The sequence below is a fragment of the Blautia parvula genome, assembly GCF_020215665.1.
GTDB lineage: Bacteria > Bacillota > Clostridia > Lachnospirales > Lachnospiraceae > Blautia > Blautia celeris.
In genome coordinates this window covers 1,776,032-1,790,917 of record NZ_CP084061.1, presented here as the reverse complement: position 1 = coordinate 1,790,917, position 14,886 = coordinate 1,776,032, and the positions used below count along the sequence as shown (strand labels likewise).

Annotated in this window: 18 protein-coding genes and 1 CRISPR repeat array (1 of these 19 running past the window's edge); of the genes, 14 read left to right on the top strand and 4 right to left on the bottom strand. The window is 48.3% G+C overall.

The window, feature by feature from the left end; all coding sequences use genetic code 11:
• Positions 1–3: 3 nt before the first annotated feature.
• On the top strand, positions 4–474 hold the full coding sequence (locus tag LC508_RS08370) for a methylglyoxal synthase (protein ID WP_033141331.1): 471 nt from the start codon (positions 4–6) through the stop codon (positions 472–474).
• Positions 475–551: 77 nt separating this feature from the next.
• On the opposite strand, the gene LC508_RS08365 is transcribed toward LC508_RS08370, so the two are convergent.
• A complete protein-coding gene (locus LC508_RS08365; RefSeq protein ID WP_033141330.1) occupies positions 552–1,328 on the bottom strand; it encodes an N-acetylmuramoyl-L-alanine amidase in 777 nt (258 codons plus the stop codon).
• Between the two features lie 30 nt (positions 1,329–1,358).
• A complete protein-coding gene (locus LC508_RS08360; protein ID WP_103731568.1) occupies positions 1,359–2,696 on the bottom strand; it encodes an MATE family efflux transporter in 1,338 nt (445 codons plus the stop codon).
• Positions 2,697–2,859: 163 nt separating this feature from the next.
• On the opposite strand from LC508_RS08360, the gene LC508_RS08355 reads away from it, so the two are divergent.
• Entirely contained in the window at positions 2,860–3,495 is a 636-nt protein-coding gene (locus tag LC508_RS08355) for a hypothetical protein (RefSeq protein WP_225305346.1), read from the top strand.
• 23 nt (positions 3,496–3,518) lie between these two features.
• On the opposite strand, the gene LC508_RS08350 is transcribed toward LC508_RS08355, so the two are convergent.
• Positions 3,519–4,184, bottom strand: a complete 666-nt coding sequence (locus tag LC508_RS08350; protein WP_033141350.1) for a GTP pyrophosphokinase — start codon at positions 4,182–4,184, stop codon at positions 3,519–3,521.
• Between the two features lie 231 nt (positions 4,185–4,415).
• Between LC508_RS08350 and LC508_RS08345 the strand changes: the two genes are divergently transcribed.
• From LC508_RS08345 to LC508_RS08325, 5 genes are read left to right on the top strand one after another with little or no spacing between them, the layout of a single operon-like run.
• Positions 4,416–5,285: a DUF5685 family protein gene (locus tag LC508_RS08345; protein WP_033141327.1), complete on the top strand. Its 870-nt coding sequence runs from the start codon at positions 4,416–4,418 to the stop codon at positions 5,283–5,285.
• Positions 5,266–5,916, top strand: a complete 651-nt coding sequence (locus LC508_RS08340; RefSeq protein WP_103733002.1) for a J domain-containing protein — start codon at positions 5,266–5,268, stop codon at positions 5,914–5,916. Before LC508_RS08345 ends, LC508_RS08340 begins: the two co-directional genes overlap by 20 nt.
• Positions 5,907–6,446: a hypothetical protein gene (locus tag LC508_RS08335; protein ID WP_054353563.1), complete on the top strand. Its 540-nt coding sequence runs from the start codon at positions 5,907–5,909 to the stop codon at positions 6,444–6,446. Before LC508_RS08340 ends, LC508_RS08335 begins: the two co-directional genes overlap by 10 nt.
• Before the next feature lie 4 nt (positions 6,447–6,450).
• Positions 6,451–7,731: an L-cysteine desulfidase family protein gene (locus LC508_RS08330; RefSeq protein WP_033143906.1), complete on the top strand. Its 1,281-nt coding sequence runs from the start codon at positions 6,451–6,453 to the stop codon at positions 7,729–7,731.
• A gap of 11 nt (positions 7,732–7,742) precedes the next feature.
• Positions 7,743–8,642 carry a DUF445 domain-containing protein gene (locus LC508_RS08325; protein ID WP_033143907.1) on the top strand — a complete coding sequence of 300 codons (900 nt, stop codon included), beginning with the start codon at positions 7,743–7,745 and terminating at the stop codon, positions 8,640–8,642.
• Positions 8,643–8,697: 55 nt separating this feature from the next.
• Here the strand turns inward: LC508_RS08325 and LC508_RS08320 are convergent, their stop codons facing one another.
• Positions 8,698–9,360, bottom strand: a complete 663-nt coding sequence (locus LC508_RS08320; protein WP_033143908.1) for a helix-turn-helix transcriptional regulator — start codon at positions 9,358–9,360, stop codon at positions 8,698–8,700.
• Positions 9,361–9,534: 174 nt separating this feature from the next.
• On the opposite strand from LC508_RS08320, the gene LC508_RS08315 reads away from it, so the two are divergent.
• The 7 genes from LC508_RS08315 to LC508_RS08285 all read left to right on the top strand — a co-directional run bounded on the left by LC508_RS08315 (position 9,535) and on the right by LC508_RS08285 (position 14,341).
• Positions 9,535–9,906 carry a RidA family protein gene (locus LC508_RS08315; RefSeq protein WP_033143909.1) on the top strand — a complete coding sequence of 124 codons (372 nt, stop codon included), beginning with the start codon at positions 9,535–9,537 and terminating at the stop codon, positions 9,904–9,906.
• Between the two features lie 39 nt (positions 9,907–9,945).
• Positions 9,946–10,911 (top strand): 1-aminocyclopropane-1-carboxylate deaminase/D-cysteine desulfhydrase, encoded by a 966-nt coding sequence (locus LC508_RS08310; RefSeq protein ID WP_158587352.1) that lies wholly within the window; start codon positions 9,946–9,948, stop codon positions 10,909–10,911.
• Between the two features lie 21 nt (positions 10,912–10,932).
• Positions 10,933–12,363 carry a Na+/H+ antiporter NhaC family protein gene (locus tag LC508_RS08305; protein ID WP_103732901.1) on the top strand — a complete coding sequence of 477 codons (1,431 nt, stop codon included), beginning with the start codon at positions 10,933–10,935 and terminating at the stop codon, positions 12,361–12,363.
• A 233-nt stretch (positions 12,364–12,596) separates the two neighbouring features.
• On the top strand, positions 12,597–12,995 hold the full coding sequence (locus tag LC508_RS08300) for an SRPBCC family protein (RefSeq protein ID WP_033143911.1): 399 nt from the start codon (positions 12,597–12,599) through the stop codon (positions 12,993–12,995).
• Positions 12,996–13,154: 159 nt separating this feature from the next.
• Positions 13,155–13,514: a GNAT family N-acetyltransferase gene (locus tag LC508_RS08295; RefSeq protein ID WP_225305345.1), complete on the top strand. Its 360-nt coding sequence runs from the start codon at positions 13,155–13,157 to the stop codon at positions 13,512–13,514.
• A 10-nt stretch (positions 13,515–13,524) separates the two neighbouring features.
• Positions 13,525–13,794 carry a hypothetical protein gene (locus tag LC508_RS08290; RefSeq protein ID WP_330425244.1) on the top strand — a complete coding sequence of 90 codons (270 nt, stop codon included), beginning with the start codon at positions 13,525–13,527 and terminating at the stop codon, positions 13,792–13,794.
• Positions 13,795–13,819: 25 nt separating this feature from the next.
• Positions 13,820–14,341, top strand: coding sequence for a hypothetical protein (locus LC508_RS08285; RefSeq protein WP_103732900.1), 522 nt, complete (start codon positions 13,820–13,822; stop codon positions 14,339–14,341).
• Positions 14,342–14,564: 223 nt separating this feature from the next.
• Positions 14,565–14,886: direct repeats of the CRISPR family, unit length 32 nt; unit sequence GTCTCCGGCTTCGCGCTGGAGTGGATTGAAAT; it runs 564 nt beyond the window's last position.

The window sequence follows — 14,886 nt, the reverse complement described above, 5'->3', positions numbered from 1 at the left end:
TACATGGACAATGAATTTGTAACCTTTACAATAGGTAAGAAAAAACATATTGCGCTGATCGCCCATGACAATGAAAAACCGAAACTCATCGAATGGTGCAAAGAGAATTATGATATACTGAAAAACCACAGCCTTTACGGAACCGGCACCACAGCCAGACTGATCGCGGACAAAGCAGGGCTTCGTATCAAGGGATACAACAGCGGCCCTCTGGGCGGTGACCAGCAGATTGGCGCCAAAATCGTGGAAGGTGTCATTGATTTTGTGGTGTTTTTCTCGGACCCTCTGACGGCGCAGCCCCATGATCCGGATGTGAAAGCCCTTATGCGTATCGCACAGGTATATGATATTCCCATGGCTATCAACAAGGCTACAGCGGATTTCATGATACATTCCCAGTTTATGGACGCAGAATATGACCATGAAGTGATCAACTTTAAAAAGAATGTGGAGAGACGTGCGGATTCCATGTAGGGATACGTGTTCACTCTATAAAACCAGAAAAGATGTCTTCCTGCCGTAAAGCAGAAGACATCTTTTTCTTTGTTATCTCAGGTAGTGATCCAGGTGCTGTATCCTGCCCGCCGCAGGGTCTGCTCCATCCTGACGGCATTTGCCAGATACTGATAAGCGCCAACCTGCACTTTATAAAAGCCGTCCTCACTTAAAATGTATGCCGGAAATCCCTGGTCCTGCAGTTCATAGAGCAGGTTATCGGCGTATTGTTTTTCCCGGAACATGCCCACCTGTACCCGGTAAAGCACGGGCTCCCCTGCAGGCGGCTTCTCCACTTCTTCCTCCTCCAGTGTTCCCAGGATCGCGTAGGCGATGCTCTGGGCGATCTCATCAAATTTCTCGTCAAACAAAGCGTTGTCCGCGTCGTTGTTGATAAAGCCAACTTCAACCAGTACCGCGGGCATCTGTGTGCGGCGAAGGACTACCAGACCGGGCCTTGCCCTTACGCCCAGGTTCTTAAAGCCAAGTTCCCCCAAGGCTCCATTGATATTTTCCGCCATGTCAACCTTTCGTCCCGACAGGTCATAGACCAGGGATTCCACGCCGGAATACTGGTTGGGCTGAGGACTGGAGTTCCGGTGGAAGGAAATGAACCAGTCTGCCCCGGTCTGATTTGCGATGCGGGCTTTCTCAAATGGTGTCTGATATACATCGGTGGTGCGGGTGTACACCACATCCACCCCGTTCTGGGAGAGAATCCGGCCTACTGCCAGGGCCAGGCGGAGATTGTCATCTTTCTCCTGTCTGCCCTTATAGACAGCGCCGGGATCCGTTCCCCCGTGCCCGGCGTCTATTACAACTTTATATGCCAAATGGTGACTCCTTGAATCGCTTTATGATTATTATATGCGCTGCCTCTGATTTTGTGCCCTGCACAGACGGCGGAATTTGAAAATCAGGGGCAGGATCATCAGGCACCAGATGATTGGCTCTGCAATGATGATCCCCATATACTGCAGAATGGGGGTCAGAAACAGGGCAATGAGCACCTTGCCTGCAAGCTCAATGAAGCTGGATATGACAGGGGTGATATGGTCCCCGATGGCCTGCAGGGCGTTTCTTAAGATATTGATCCCGCAGGCTACAAAGTACAGCAGAGAATTTATACGCAGATATTTGGATGCGTTCTCTATGACCGCCGGACTGCTGCTTCCTGTGACCAGATGGATCAGGAAGGGGGCGGCTGTGTAGCTTAAGAGGATGATAATAAAGGTCCATCCCCATGTGATGAACAGTGCCTGCCGAATACCGATCTTCACCCGGTCAAACTTCCCGGCGCCGAAGTTCTGTCCGCAGAAGGTAGCCATGGTCACGCCCATGACGGAGATGGGCAGGAAATAAAACTCGCAGATTTTTCTGGCAGCGGTATGGGCCACAATGATCTCCGTGCCGAAGGTGTTGATGGCACACTGAAGAGCCAGGGTACCGAAAAATACCAGGGACATCATAAGAGCCATGGACATGCCGGAGGAGTAAAGGACTTTAACCATGGTTCGGCTCAGCCTGAAGTCCCCGGGCTTCAGCCGGAAAATGGGATAGCGCCTCCACATGTACACAAAACTCAGCACAACGGATACGCTCTGGGCCAGGACCGTTGCCAGGGCAGCGCCTCTCACCCCCATATGAAACTGCAGGATAAATAAAAGGTCAAGCCCCACATTCAGAAGGGCAGCACAGACCAGGAACAGAAGCGGCGCTACGGTATCCCCCACTGCCCGCATGATCCCGGCCAGGGCGTTGTAGAGCATGGTGATGAGCATACCCATCAAAATGATTTTTATGTACCCGGATGCCTCTGAGAGGAGCTGGTCCGGGACCTGCAGCAGGGACAAGAAGCCATTGAGCCCCAAAAGGGACACCACAGTCAGTACCACTGTGGTCAGAAATCCCAGTAGAAAGGTTCCCGCAGCCGCTTTTCTCAGCCGCTCTTTCTTGTCAGCCCCGAAGCTCTGGGAGACAATGATGGAAAAGCCGTTGGTCAGGCCCTGCAGAAAGCCGATGAGCAGTGTGCTGATGGCTGTTGTGGCACCGACAGCGGCCAGGGAGGATTCCCCCAGTGTGCTTCCCACGATTCTGGTGTCAGCCAGACTGTAAAAAAGCTGGAACAGATTGCCCAGGCACACAGGCAGGGCAAAGGAGAGCATAAGCTTGGTTGGGTTCCCCTGAGTCAGATTCTTCATATTTTTAATCTCCAGTGATCGTATTTCTAAAAATCCTTTACCATAATATCACAAGTTGTGAAAATAGCAATAACAATTCTAAAATCTCCATAAAGTCTCGAAAAACCTCTTCCTTTCTCAATTTAGAAGTGATAAAATCTAAATCAGCATAAAAAAAGGACGGATGAGTGAATCAATGAAGAAACCACAGATGAAAGACGAAACAAGAAAAAAAGTTGACAATTTCTGGTACTATTATAAGTTCCACGTACTGATCGGAGCATTTCTGCTCTTTATGGTCATTGTGTTTATCAAGGATATGCTTGGGAAAGTGGATTATGATTACAATATTGCCTTTGTCACGGACTACATGATCGCGGATGAGGACAGCCAGGCGCTGCAGGGGTATTTTGAAGCCAATGCAGAGGATTTGAACGGAGACGGGGAAGTCCACGTACAGATCCAGAACTATGTGCTCCCTCCGGATGATGCCCAGGGATATGATCCCCAGATGCTGGCGGCAGGCCAGACGAAAATGACAGTGGATATGCAGGAAGGAACCAGCATGATATTCTTTATCAGCCAGCAGAATTTTGAAAAGTTCAAGGACGCCGGTGTTTTCCCGGAAAAACTGGAGGACTTTGCCAAGGTGGAAGACTGTGCCGCCTATGAAGAGATTGGCAGGCCTGCCTCTGTCAAGGATCTGTATGTCGCCATGCGCAGCCTGGAAGGGACTAAAATGGAGAAGGACGAAGAGATGACAACCTATTATGATGCCTGCGAGACACTCCTTGATCAGTTTGTCTCCGGCCAAAAATAAGAAAAAGATGATTGAGGAACCTGTCAGTTCAGTTCCCCAATCATCTTTTTAATATTCTGCATCTGGTTGTCCACAGCCGTGATGGTGTGGGCGCATTCCAGAAGCTCCATACTGATGAGTTCGTGGTCTTTGTTGCTTCCCAGTTCTTTTTTGTAGCGGAGCTGGTGTTCCAGGCTTGCCCAGAAATCCATACCTATGGTTCGGATCTGCACCTCAGCCCGCATGGGTGTCTTTCCCTCAGCGAAGAAAACGGGAATCTCCACGATCATGTGATAGCTTCTGTAGCCGTTGGACTTGGGATTCAGGATGTAATCCTTGATGCGGAGGATTTTGATATCGTCCTGTTCCGCCAGAAGATTGGCAACTGTGTAGATATCGTCTATAAAGGAGCAGATAACGCGGATTCCGGCCACATCGTTTAACTGTTCCCGGATATTGGTCTCCGTAAATTCGTACCCCAGTTTCTGCAGCTTGCTGTAGATGCTCATGGGCTTTTTGATCCTGGTCTTGATGGAGGAGATGGGATTTCGGTTGTATTTTACGGAGAATTCATCATCCAGCACTTCCAGTTTGGTCTGGATCTCCCGTATGGCACAGCGGTACATCATCATGAGAGAGTTGTAGTAATCTGTATTTTTTATAAAGCGCTCAGGAAAGCGCACGTCAAAGTCCTGTGGAGCTATGTTCATATCCTCTGTTTTTTTCTGCAAAAATATGCCTTCTTTCATGTTTTTTTTCAGTATATCGGAAAAATAAGGTTACGTCAATGTGGGGATGGTATTTTGCAGAAACTTATAGTATAATAATATAGACTATGTCAAGAAGTAAGAACCTGCAGCAGGCAAGATGCTGCTGTTCAGAGAACTGCGTTTTTTGCAGGGCTGTGAATAGTAACGGCAGGAGAAAGGCAGCTAAATCATATGTTTGGATATGTGACGGTGGATAAACCGGAGCTGAAAGTAAAAGAATTTTATCAGTACAAGGCATATTACTGCGGTCTTTGCCGGACCCTCAATGAAGAATACGGATTTCGGGGGAGAATGACACTCACCTATGATATGACATTTCTGGTGGTACTCCTTACTTCTCTTTATGAGAGCGAGACCAGGGAAATCAGCTCCAGGTGCCCGGTGCACCCTGTGAAGAAAATTCCCATGCTCCAAAATGAGATCACACAGTATGGTGCCGGGATGAATATTCTGCTCTCTTTTTATCATTTTGCCGATGACTGGCAGGATGACAAGAGCATGAAAGGACTGACAGGCATTCATTTGTTTAAGAAACAGGCCAGAAAAATCAGTCAGGAGTACCCAAGACAGAGCAGGGCGATTAGGATGAAGCTTCGTAAGCTCTCGGAATATGAGAAGAAGCAGGAGACAGACCTGGATCTGGTGGCTGGCTGTTTCGGGGAACTGATGGCTGAGATCTTTGTGATTCGGGAGGATGTCTGGGAAGAGTATTTGAGAAAATTCGGTTTTTATCTGGGAAAATTCATTTATATTATGGATGCCTATGATGACCTGGAAAAGGATATGGAGAAGGGCAGCTACAATCCGCTGAAACCCCTCTATGAATCTTATCGGGAGGACAGGGAAGGCTACGAGAAGGAAGTATACAATATTCTTCTCATGATGATGGCTGAGGCCAGCGGTGCCTTTGAGAAGCTTCCCTGTATTAAGGAGTCTGAACTGCTTCGGAATATCATCTATTCAGGAGTATGGTCAAAATATAATAAATTAAAAAAAGAAAGACAGGAGATAAAAGAGAACCATGATCAACAATCCTTATGAAGTGCTGGGCGTATCACAAAACGCCAGCAATGACGAAATCAAGAGAGCATACAGGGACCTGAGCAGAAAATACCATCCCGATTCTTATGTGGACAATCCGCTGGCAGGTCTGGCAGAGGAAAAATTCAAGGAAGTACAGGAGGCTTATGACCAGATCATGCGCGAGAGGGACGGCGGCTACCAGAGCGGCTACGGCAGCAATGCAGGGAACAGCTACAGTTCAGGTTACAGCCAGCAGAATTACGCGTCCTCCGAGGACAATGTACAGCTTCAGGCAGCAGCCAATTACCTGAACGCCCGCCAGTACCAGCAGGCGCTTAATGTGCTGTCCCGTATACAGAACAGAAGTGCACAGTGGTATTATCTCAGTGCAGTAGCCAATATGGGAATGGGTAACAATGTAAATGCCCTGAATCTGGCAAGGCAGGCATCCAGCATGGAACCGGGCAATCCGGAGTATTCCAACCTGGTGAACCGTCTGCAGTGGAACAGCCAGCGCTACCAGGGCGGCGGCAGTCCTTACGCCAACAACGGCGGTTCCTCCTGTGGTACAGGAAACTTCTGCTGTGATCTGTGGTGCGCCGACAGTTTGTGTGAGTGTATGGGAGGAGATCTTTGTCCATGCCTGTAAATGGAAAGAAAATGGCCGTATCCGGCCTTCTGATGGCTTTGTCAGTGGTTATGATCGTACTCAGCGGTATTCTGGACTTTAATACTTTGTTTTTTCTGGCGGCAGCCGCCTTCTGTGTGGGTATCATTGTGAGAGAATATGAGCTGAAGACAGGAATCATCTTTTTCGGGGGAACCCTGCTTCTGGGATTTCTTCTGGCGCCTCAGAAGCTCTACTGTATTACCTTTGCCATGATGGGGGTCTATGTGCTTTTGATAGAGGGCCTGTGGCGTTTTCTGGGAAAACACCAGAATATGAAAAATCCTAAGCTGATTTTTGCGGCAGGAAAGGTTGTGATCTTCAATATCATGTACCTGCCTGCGCTTTTTCTGTTTCCGAAGCTTCTCTTTGCAGGTGAGGTTTCCGGAAAGCTGATGCTTGTCTTTGTACTGGGAGGCCAGATTGCCCTGTATCTGTTTGACAAGGCATATGATTACTTTTTGATCCGCATGTGGGGGAATTTACGCGGAAAATTATTTGGGAGAGGTTAAAAAAATGCTGACAAATGAAATAATAGAAGATTATATTAAAATCCTGGAATCCGAGCTGGTTCCGGCCATGGGGTGTACAGAGCCCATCGCGCTTGCCTACGGCGGCGCCAGGGCAAGAGAAGTTCTGGGCCAAATGCCCGAAAAAGTTATTGCAAAGTGCAGCGGCAATATCATCAAAAATGTGCGCTGTGTCACCATACCGAATTCAAAGGGGCTGGTAGGTATTGAGGCCGGCGTGCTTCTGGGTATTGCGGGAGGTAATGCACAGAAACAGATGGAAGTCCTGGAGGATGTTGCGGACGAGGATATTGAGAAGGCAAAGGATATGCTGAAAAAAGGTGTCTGTAAGGTGGAATTCCTGGACAGTTCCAGTGTACTCCATATAATTCTGGAGCTTTACACCGAAGAACACAGCGCCGTGGTGGAGATCCGTGACGGACATACCAACATCACCAGCATCCGGAAAGACGGGAAAGAGCTGCTCGAGGGTGCCGCTTTAGTTGAGCACGATGACACAGACGAGAGAAAAGTCATCCTGAATATGGAAAACATCAAAGAATTTGCCGACACGGTGGAGCTTTCCAAAGTGCAGCATTTGATAGAGAGACAGATCACCTGCAATATGGCGATCGCCAATGAGGGAATGAAAGGCGGATACGGCCTGGGTCTTGGAAAGCTTTTGGTGGAGTCTTATCCTGACACTACCTTAAATCAAATGAAGGCATATGCCGCGGCAGGCTCTGAGGCCAGAATGGGAGGATGCGATCTTCCGGTCATCATCAATTCCGGCTCCGGCAACCAGGGAATCGCCTCCTCTGTTCCTGTGGTGGTCTATGCCAGGATCAAGCAGGTGGACCAGGAGACACTTTACCGTTCCTTAGTATTTTCCAACCTTCTGACCATATACCAGAAGACATATATCGGCAAGCTGTCCGCCTTCTGCGGCGCAGTCTCCGCCTCCTGTGCCAGTGGTGCGGCTCTCACCTATATGGTGGGCGGGACCCTGGACCAGATCAAAATGACCGTGGAGAACACGCTGGCAAATATACCGGGGATTATCTGCGACGGAGCGAAAATCTCCTGCGCAGCTAAGATCGCCACCAGCCTGGATGCAGCCATTATGGCACATAACCTGGCAATGAAGAACAAAGTCTATGCCCCCTATACGGGTATTCTGCAGGAGGATACGCCTGAGACCATCAGTTGTGTGGGATACATAGGCAAGGAAGGCATGAAGCAGACAGACAAAGAGATACTGAAAATTATGATAGAACATAACGAATAGAAGGGATACAAATGAACTTTTTACGTTTACTTGCCGGGCCGCTCATCGGGGCGGTCATCGGCTACTGTACAAACTATATTGCAGTGAAAATGTTGTTTCGTCCCCTGTATCCGGTGAAGATCGGAAACTGGACCCTGCCCTTTACGCCGGGCATCATTCCGAGAGGAAAAAGCAGGCTGGCAAAGGCTTTGGGAAGCGCGGTGGGCGACCATCTGATCACAAAGCAGGATCTGGAGGACATGCTGCTGTCCGATGGTGTGAAGAATACCATTGTGGGCCGTATCAGCGAGGGTATCCAGAAGGTGCAGAAAAGCGATGACACAGTAGAGGGGTTCCTGCAGCACTATGTGGAGCAGGACGACTATGAGGCCATGCGGGAGAAGCTGGAAAATTTTATCACAGAACGCATCACAGAGGGGCTTAATAAGCTGGATGTGGGCTCCATCATTGCGGAGGAGGGTGCCAAAGAAGTGAAGCAGAAATTCCAGGGCTCCATGGTGTCCATGTTCCTTACAGATGATCTGATCAACTCCATTGCAGAACCCATCGGCAGAAAGGTGGGGGATTACATCCGTGAGAACGGCCATGACAAGATCCATCCGGTTGTGGTAGGAGAGATCGCGGCTGTGGAAAGCCGTAAAGTCAGTGAGATTGTGGAATCCATCCCTCTGGGCGAGGAGAGAATCCGTGGCCTGGTGGAGAGCATCTATGTAAAATTTGTAGGTGACAAAGCAGGAGAGCTGGCGGAACAGTTCCAGATCGCCAAAGTAGTAGAGGAGAAGGTAAACGGTATGGATGTGCTGGAAGTGGAGAACATCCTCATGTCTATTATGAAGAAAGAGCTGAATGCTGTCATCAATCTGGGAGCATTGATCGGGTTTGTCATTGGACTGCTGAATCTGCTTCTGTAGGGAGGGCGGCCTGAGAATAGTGTGCCGGACAGAGATCGTTTCTGTCCGGCGCTTTTTAATTGCTGTTTTCTTTTTCCAGATTCCGCAGATGAAGGTAGACGGTGTTTTTAGAGATGCCAAGGCTTTCCGCCGCCTTAATGACTGCGTCCTTCATATTAAAGATACCTTTTTCGTACAGGAGATGAATGATCTCCTTATTTTTATTGGTGGTGGAGATCAGAGGATTGGCGTATACTTTGTTTTTGGCCTCGTCCAGTGCAGAGGTGATCAGGTCGTCCACATTGTCGCTGAAGGTCTCTGTCACACCGGGGACAATGCTGTTTGCAGGGGTGAAGCTTGCCAGGATGCTGGCGAAGGACACCTCTGTGTGAAAATTGATGCAGAGAAGGCCGATGATGCGCTTCTTTTCCCCCAGGATAGGGATGGTAGCGGATTTTAATGTGTTTCCGTTTTTCTTATTAAAATAACACAGGGCCGCGGGCTCCTTTTTCTGACGGATATTATCCAGCATTTTTAAAGCAAGGTCCGTGATGGGGGCGCCCTCCACGCGTCCGGTATAGTGGCCGTTGATGATCTTGATGACGGAGTGCTCCAGATTCTCCAGACTGTGAAGAATCAGTTCATATCCATCGCCTAAATATTCTGCAAGTCCGTCCAGGACTGTCTTATATGATTCCAAAATAGCTTTGTCTGTTTCTGTCAGGGTAAGGTAATTCATGGTAAAATCCTCCTTTTACCCATTATAACTTTTTTACGGGGGAAACGCAACCTGGACTGAAAAATATTTCAGTCAAAATGATGAAAGAATGAAAAAATAACTATTGACTAAAAAATAGTTTAGTGATATACTCTTTAATATGATAAAACGACAGAGGAATGGGGGACTGAAATTATGGAAATCATCAGTACAGAAAAAGCACCGGCCGCAATCGGCCCATACTCACAGGGAATGAAGACAAATGAACTTTTGTTCACTTCAGGTCAGATACCCATTGACCCGGCTACCGGCCAGGTAGTGGAGGCGGAGATCACCGCTCAGGCAAAGCAGTCTATTGAAAATGTAGGTGCCGTGCTTGCAGCAGGCGGAAGCAGTTTTGAAAAAGTGATCAAGACGACTTGTTTTCTTGCGGACATGAAGGATTTTGCGGCATTTAATGAAGTTTACGCAAAATACTTTACCACCAATCCGGCGCGCTCCTGTGTTGCGGTTAAGACGCTGCCAAAGGGTGTGCTCTGTGAAGTCGAGGTGATCGCCGAGCGTTAGAAAAGGGGGAATGGAAGCATGCATTTGCTGGAGACTTTTTTGGAGAAGACAGAACGCGTACCGCTGATGCCCGCTCCCACGCCGCTTCACCGTCTGCACAGGCTGGAAGAGCAGTGGGGCTGTCCAAAGATCTATATCAAACGTGATGATATGACAGGCATAGGCCCCGGCGGCAACAAGATCAGAAGCCTGGAATACATACTGGGAGAGGCAGTAAAAGAGGGCAGTAAAGTGATTCTGGCTGCAGGACCTGCCCAGTCAAACCTGTGTACCCTGACAGCTGCAGCCTGCGCGAAAGTGGGACTGGACTGTGAACTGGTTCACAATGGCACCGAGCCGGAGAAGAAGCAAGGAAATCTGCTGCTGAATCAGATTCTCGGGGTGAAATCCCATTTTCTCGGGGACGTGGATTCTGACGCACGCAATGCCTTTGTGGAGGAGCTTTTTGAAAAATACCGCAGAGAGGGGAGAAATCCCTATGTAGTGAGAAACGGGGCTACCACGGGAAGAGGCGCTCTGGGCTATACGGCAGCCGTACCGGAGCTTATGAAACAGTGCCAGGCACAGGGAATCACCGGCATGACAATCTTCGCACCGGGTGGTAACGGCGGTGTGGCAGCAGGGCTGGTGTATGGAAATGCAGTTATGGGAAATCCCTTCCGGATCGTGATCGTGAGTGTGGAGGACGACAGGGAAAACCTGAAGAAACACATTGCGGACACTGTGCGGGAAGTGGAGGCTATAACCGGAATCCCTGCAGGGAAATCCGTGGAAGAACTCTGCAGTATTGAGGACGGTTTCCGGGGCCGGGGCTGGGGCGTAAATACCAGCGAAAGTGCCCGGGAGATTTTTGAATTTGCCAGGGCAGAGGGTATTTTCATTGAAAATATCTACAACAGTAAAGTCCTGGTCGGCATGAGGGACTGGTTGGGAAAGGGGAAAGCAAAGGGGCCTGTCTGTTACCTGCATACAGGAGGGTTTGGCTCTTTGTTTGCCCAGTATTGACACAAAAGAGGAGGGAATACTATGGATTATGGATTTTTGACATTAATTCCGCCGATCATTGCCATTGCATTTGCCATTGCGTTTCGTAAGGTGGCGCTTGCTCTTTTGATCGGTATTTTTTCCGGAGAACTGATTCTGTGCGGGTGGAATCCCATCACCGCTGTAAATGAGCTGGTGAACCAGATTCTAAATGTATGTGCAGATACCGGAAATCTGAAAACGTTTTTGTTTACCACGCTGATGGGCGCATTTGTAATACTGGTGCGTGTGTCAGGCGGCGTCAATGGCTTTGTGACGTATCTGACTGAGCAGGGGAATAAAGTGAGAAGTAAAAAGATGGCTATGATGATCGCCTATATTATCGGTGTCATTATTTTCATTGACGGCCTTTTAAGTATCATGTTCACCGGCGTTGTGACAAGACCGCTGATCGACAAATATAAAGTTTCCAGAGAAAAGCTGGCTTATATCTGTGACTCCACGTCAGCGCCCATCAATGCCATTATTCCGCTGAACTCCTGGGGTGCCATGCTCATGGGACTGATCGGGGCGGAGATCACTGCCGGCGTTATCGCCGGAGACCCTATGAATCTTCTGATCCGGAGTCTTCCGTTCCAGTTCTACAGTATTGTGTCTCTCGTTATGGTATTGTTCTACATACTGAGCGGAAAAGACTGGGGCCCTATGAAGAAAGCTGAGGAGCGTGTGCAGAAGACAGGCAAGCTGTACGATGACGGAGTGGTTCCTCTGTTAAACGACAGTGAAGGATTTGATGAGCTGGTAGAGCCGGGCAAGGAGAACAAGTGGAACATGATGCTTCCGCTTATCGTGCTGATCGGCGGTACCTTCATCGGCCTGCTGGTCACAGGAAAAGGAAATATCACAGAGGGTGACGGAACCACATCCATCCTCTATGCAGTTACCATTACACTGCTTGTTATGGGTATGCTCTACACAAGACAGAAGATCATGACCGGAAAACAGTTTGGGGATTATGTGCTGAAAGGTGTCAGCAATATGCTCACACTTGTCATCCTGCTGGTTCTGGCATTTGCCATCGGCGGTGTGATCAAGACACTGGGTACCGGTACCTTCCTTGCCAGCCTGATCGGAGGAAAAGTCAGCGGAGCCTTCGGACCTGCTATCATTTTCCTGTTGGGTGCAGTTATGGCATTCAGTACAGGTACAAGCTGGGGAACGTTCTCCATTATGATGCCTATTGCCATTCCAATGGCGGTTGCCATGGATTCCAATATTCTGCTGGCAATCGGAGCGGTTGTTTCAGGAGGTATTTTCGGAGACCACTGTTCTCCTATATCAGATACCACCATTCTGTCCTCCATGTCGGTGGGCACGGACTTGTTCTCGCATGTGAAGACACAGCTTCCCTACGCACTGGTGACGGCGGCGATTGCTACGGTGCTGTATGTGGTATGCGGCTTGGTAATGTGATATTGCATGAAATAATGCGGCGTCTGCCTTCCCGAAGATGGGGGGCAGGCGCTTTTTCTTTTGTTATACTTAGAAAAATCCGTGAACTTTTTAGCCGCAGGCGGCTGCGCTCAGGAGCGGGAGTCCGAAAACCGGACTCTTTCTTCTTTTTGTTTGATGCAGGAAAGGGTTTTCGGTTTGACAAGAAAGAGGGTACAGGGTAGACTGGTAGAAAAGGAAAAATGGAGGCAGTTATGGCGAAAGCAAATATGAAGATCCAACTGTCCGCCAGCGCGGAACAGGTCTGGAAGGTGATCACGGATAATAAGAATTACGGCTGGCGCAGCGATTTGGACAGGATAGAAGAGATGGGGGATGGGAAGACCTTTGTGGAGTACACAAAGAGCGGGTTTCCCACTACATTTACAATCACAAAAAAGGTACCGTTTTGCCGGTATGAATTTGACATGGAGAATGAAAACATGAAGGGCCACTGGACAGGCCTGCTCCGTGAAAGCAGAAATGGCACGGAGATAGATTTTACTGAGGATGTGGAGCTGAAGAAACCGTTTATGAAGTTTGCAGCGGGGATGTATCTGAAGAGGCAGCAGAAAAAGTATGCGGAAGATTTGAAAAAAGAGCTGGGAGTATAGAGGTGACAGAAGTGTCCCCTGCTTTACGGGCAGTCCATCTATTACATACCGGATGCAAAACATAGCAACAGAATAGAGTTTCTGCCGGGGTACACTTACAGGGGGCTGGAAGGGGAGAAACTTGGGGAGCTTCAGGGAACAGAGGGATTTGACAATTCCTTGTTGTTTGATGAGAAGGGAAGAACAAATACATATATAGTGTTTTATGCGGAAATACATGGAGAGATTGCAGGGCTTGCCGGGGCCTCCATAGAATCCGGAAGGGTTTGGGAGATCGGCGTGGATGTAAAGGAAAGGTATCGTAAGGGTGGACTGGCATCAGTGCTGGTGAATCATTTGATGCATGATATTCTGGAGAGGGATATTCTGCCTATTTACTGCGTCGCTTCCTCAAATGCAGCATCCCAGGCAACAGCATTCCGGGCGGGATTGAAGCCTTGTTGGATCAGTACATATAAAAATATACTGGATGGGAGTTCGGGGTATGATGAGTTGGTGCGGAGGCTGTACCTAAAATAGGGTATTTTTCCTGACCTGGGATGTAGGGCATTCCCATGTGGATTCCAAAGAGTTTGAGAGCTTTATTTTGGAGCATGAGAAGAAATTGGTACATTTTCATATGCATGATGCGGCCGGAAATAAGAATCATCTGGCTTTGGGGACAGGAGAAATTGACCTGAAAGAGAAATTTGAGATTGCCGGCAAAAGAAACTGCAGATGTGTGCTGGAGACAAAGACTGTTCAGGCACTCAGAGAGTCTGTGGTATGGCTGCAGGAAAATGGTATGATGGAGAGGTAAATGAGCGGAAGGGGAATCGCCAGCAATGGTTCAGGAAAAATATTCAGATATTATCAAAGAACAGACAAACAGGGCATTGTGGGAAGTGGAAAATGTAGTTACCTGCATTCCGGATGCGATGTGGGAAAAGGAATACTGCGGAATGCCTTTGTGGAAACATGTGTACCATATGCTGCACTCCCTGGATTTGTGGTTTATAAATCCAGATGACCCGGGGTATGCAAACCCCTGGTTTCATGAGAAAGATTTGAATAATCTGGATGTGGTTACGAATAAATTGCTTTCCCGTGAGACTTTGGAGGCGTATTTTCTGGAGATTGAGAAGAAAATTAAGAATTATACGGAAAATCTGGAGGATGATATGCTGCTTTTGAAACCGGAAGGGTGTAAGTATAAAAGATTTACACTTATACTGGCGCAGCACAGGCATCTGCATACGCATATGGGAATGATTATGGGCGTTATAACAGCAGAGACAGGTCTTTGGCCCAGAGTCCTGGGACTGGAAGGTAAATTCCCGGATGGGGAATATGAGAAATATTTTTGAGGCGAAGATGCTTTTCTGGAATATTTGGATTAGGTGTGTTATAATGATATAGTGCTTTGGTGGTGCGAAACGTAAGTGGACATTAATTTCTTAGGGGATTCGCACTGGAAAAAGCGCATTGTGATAGGGGGATTGGTGGAGGAATGGGGTGGAGAATATAAAACATTAGTTGATTTGTATAAGGAAATGTGTAGAATATAGATGGAAATTGGTAATAATTGCCGTCTCCGGCTTCGCGCTGGAGTGGATTGAAATAACCTGGACTGGTATGCAAAAGGCGGATTCCCAGTCTCCGGCTTCGCGCTGGAGTGGATTGAAATCAGCTATCTACCACAACCTTATTATCATACAGGTGTCTCCGGCTTCGCGCTGGAGTGGATTGAAATTCTCTATTATACAAAAAAATGCTCCTTTCTAACGTCTCCGGCTTCGCGCTGGAGTGGATTGAAATGATTAAATTCATGGTTTCTCCTCCACTTTTTCCAGTCTCCGGCTTCGCGCTGGAGTGGATTGAAATATTCCACTGGCTCCCTTGCGGACGCAAC

What these genes read in the sequence shown, in the direction of transcription:
- LC508_RS08370 (WP_033141331.1), top strand. Translation starts at nt 4, where the DNA reads ATGGACAATGAATTTGTAACCTTTACAATAGGTAAGAAAAAACATATT.
- LC508_RS08360 (WP_103731568.1), bottom strand. Translation starts at nt 2,696, where the DNA reads ATGAAGAATCTGACTCAGGGGAACCCAACCAAGCTTATGCTCTCCTTT.
- LC508_RS08355 (WP_225305346.1), top strand. Translation starts at nt 2,860, where the DNA reads ATGAGTGAATCAATGAAGAAACCACAGATGAAAGACGAAACAAGAAAA.
- LC508_RS08350 (WP_033141350.1), bottom strand. Translation starts at nt 4,184, where the DNA reads ATGAACATAGCTCCACAGGACTTTGACGTGCGCTTTCCTGAGCGCTTT.
- LC508_RS08345 (WP_033141327.1), top strand. Translation starts at nt 4,416, where the DNA reads ATGTTTGGATATGTGACGGTGGATAAACCGGAGCTGAAAGTAAAAGAA.
- LC508_RS08340 (WP_103733002.1), top strand. Translation starts at nt 5,266, where the DNA reads ATGATCAACAATCCTTATGAAGTGCTGGGCGTATCACAAAACGCCAGC.
- LC508_RS08335 (WP_054353563.1), top strand. Translation starts at nt 5,907, where the DNA reads ATGCCTGTAAATGGAAAGAAAATGGCCGTATCCGGCCTTCTGATGGCT.
- LC508_RS08330 (WP_033143906.1), top strand. Translation starts at nt 6,451, where the DNA reads ATGCTGACAAATGAAATAATAGAAGATTATATTAAAATCCTGGAATCC.
- LC508_RS08325 (WP_033143907.1), top strand. Translation starts at nt 7,743, where the DNA reads ATGAACTTTTTACGTTTACTTGCCGGGCCGCTCATCGGGGCGGTCATC.
- LC508_RS08320 (WP_033143908.1), bottom strand. Translation starts at nt 9,360, where the DNA reads ATGAATTACCTTACCCTGACAGAAACAGACAAAGCTATTTTGGAATCA.
- LC508_RS08315 (WP_033143909.1), top strand. Translation starts at nt 9,535, where the DNA reads ATGGAAATCATCAGTACAGAAAAAGCACCGGCCGCAATCGGCCCATAC.
- LC508_RS08305 (WP_103732901.1), top strand. Translation starts at nt 10,933, where the DNA reads ATGGATTATGGATTTTTGACATTAATTCCGCCGATCATTGCCATTGCA.
- LC508_RS08300 (WP_033143911.1), top strand. Translation starts at nt 12,597, where the DNA reads ATGGCGAAAGCAAATATGAAGATCCAACTGTCCGCCAGCGCGGAACAG.
- LC508_RS08285 (WP_103732900.1), top strand. Translation starts at nt 13,820, where the DNA reads ATGGTTCAGGAAAAATATTCAGATATTATCAAAGAACAGACAAACAGG.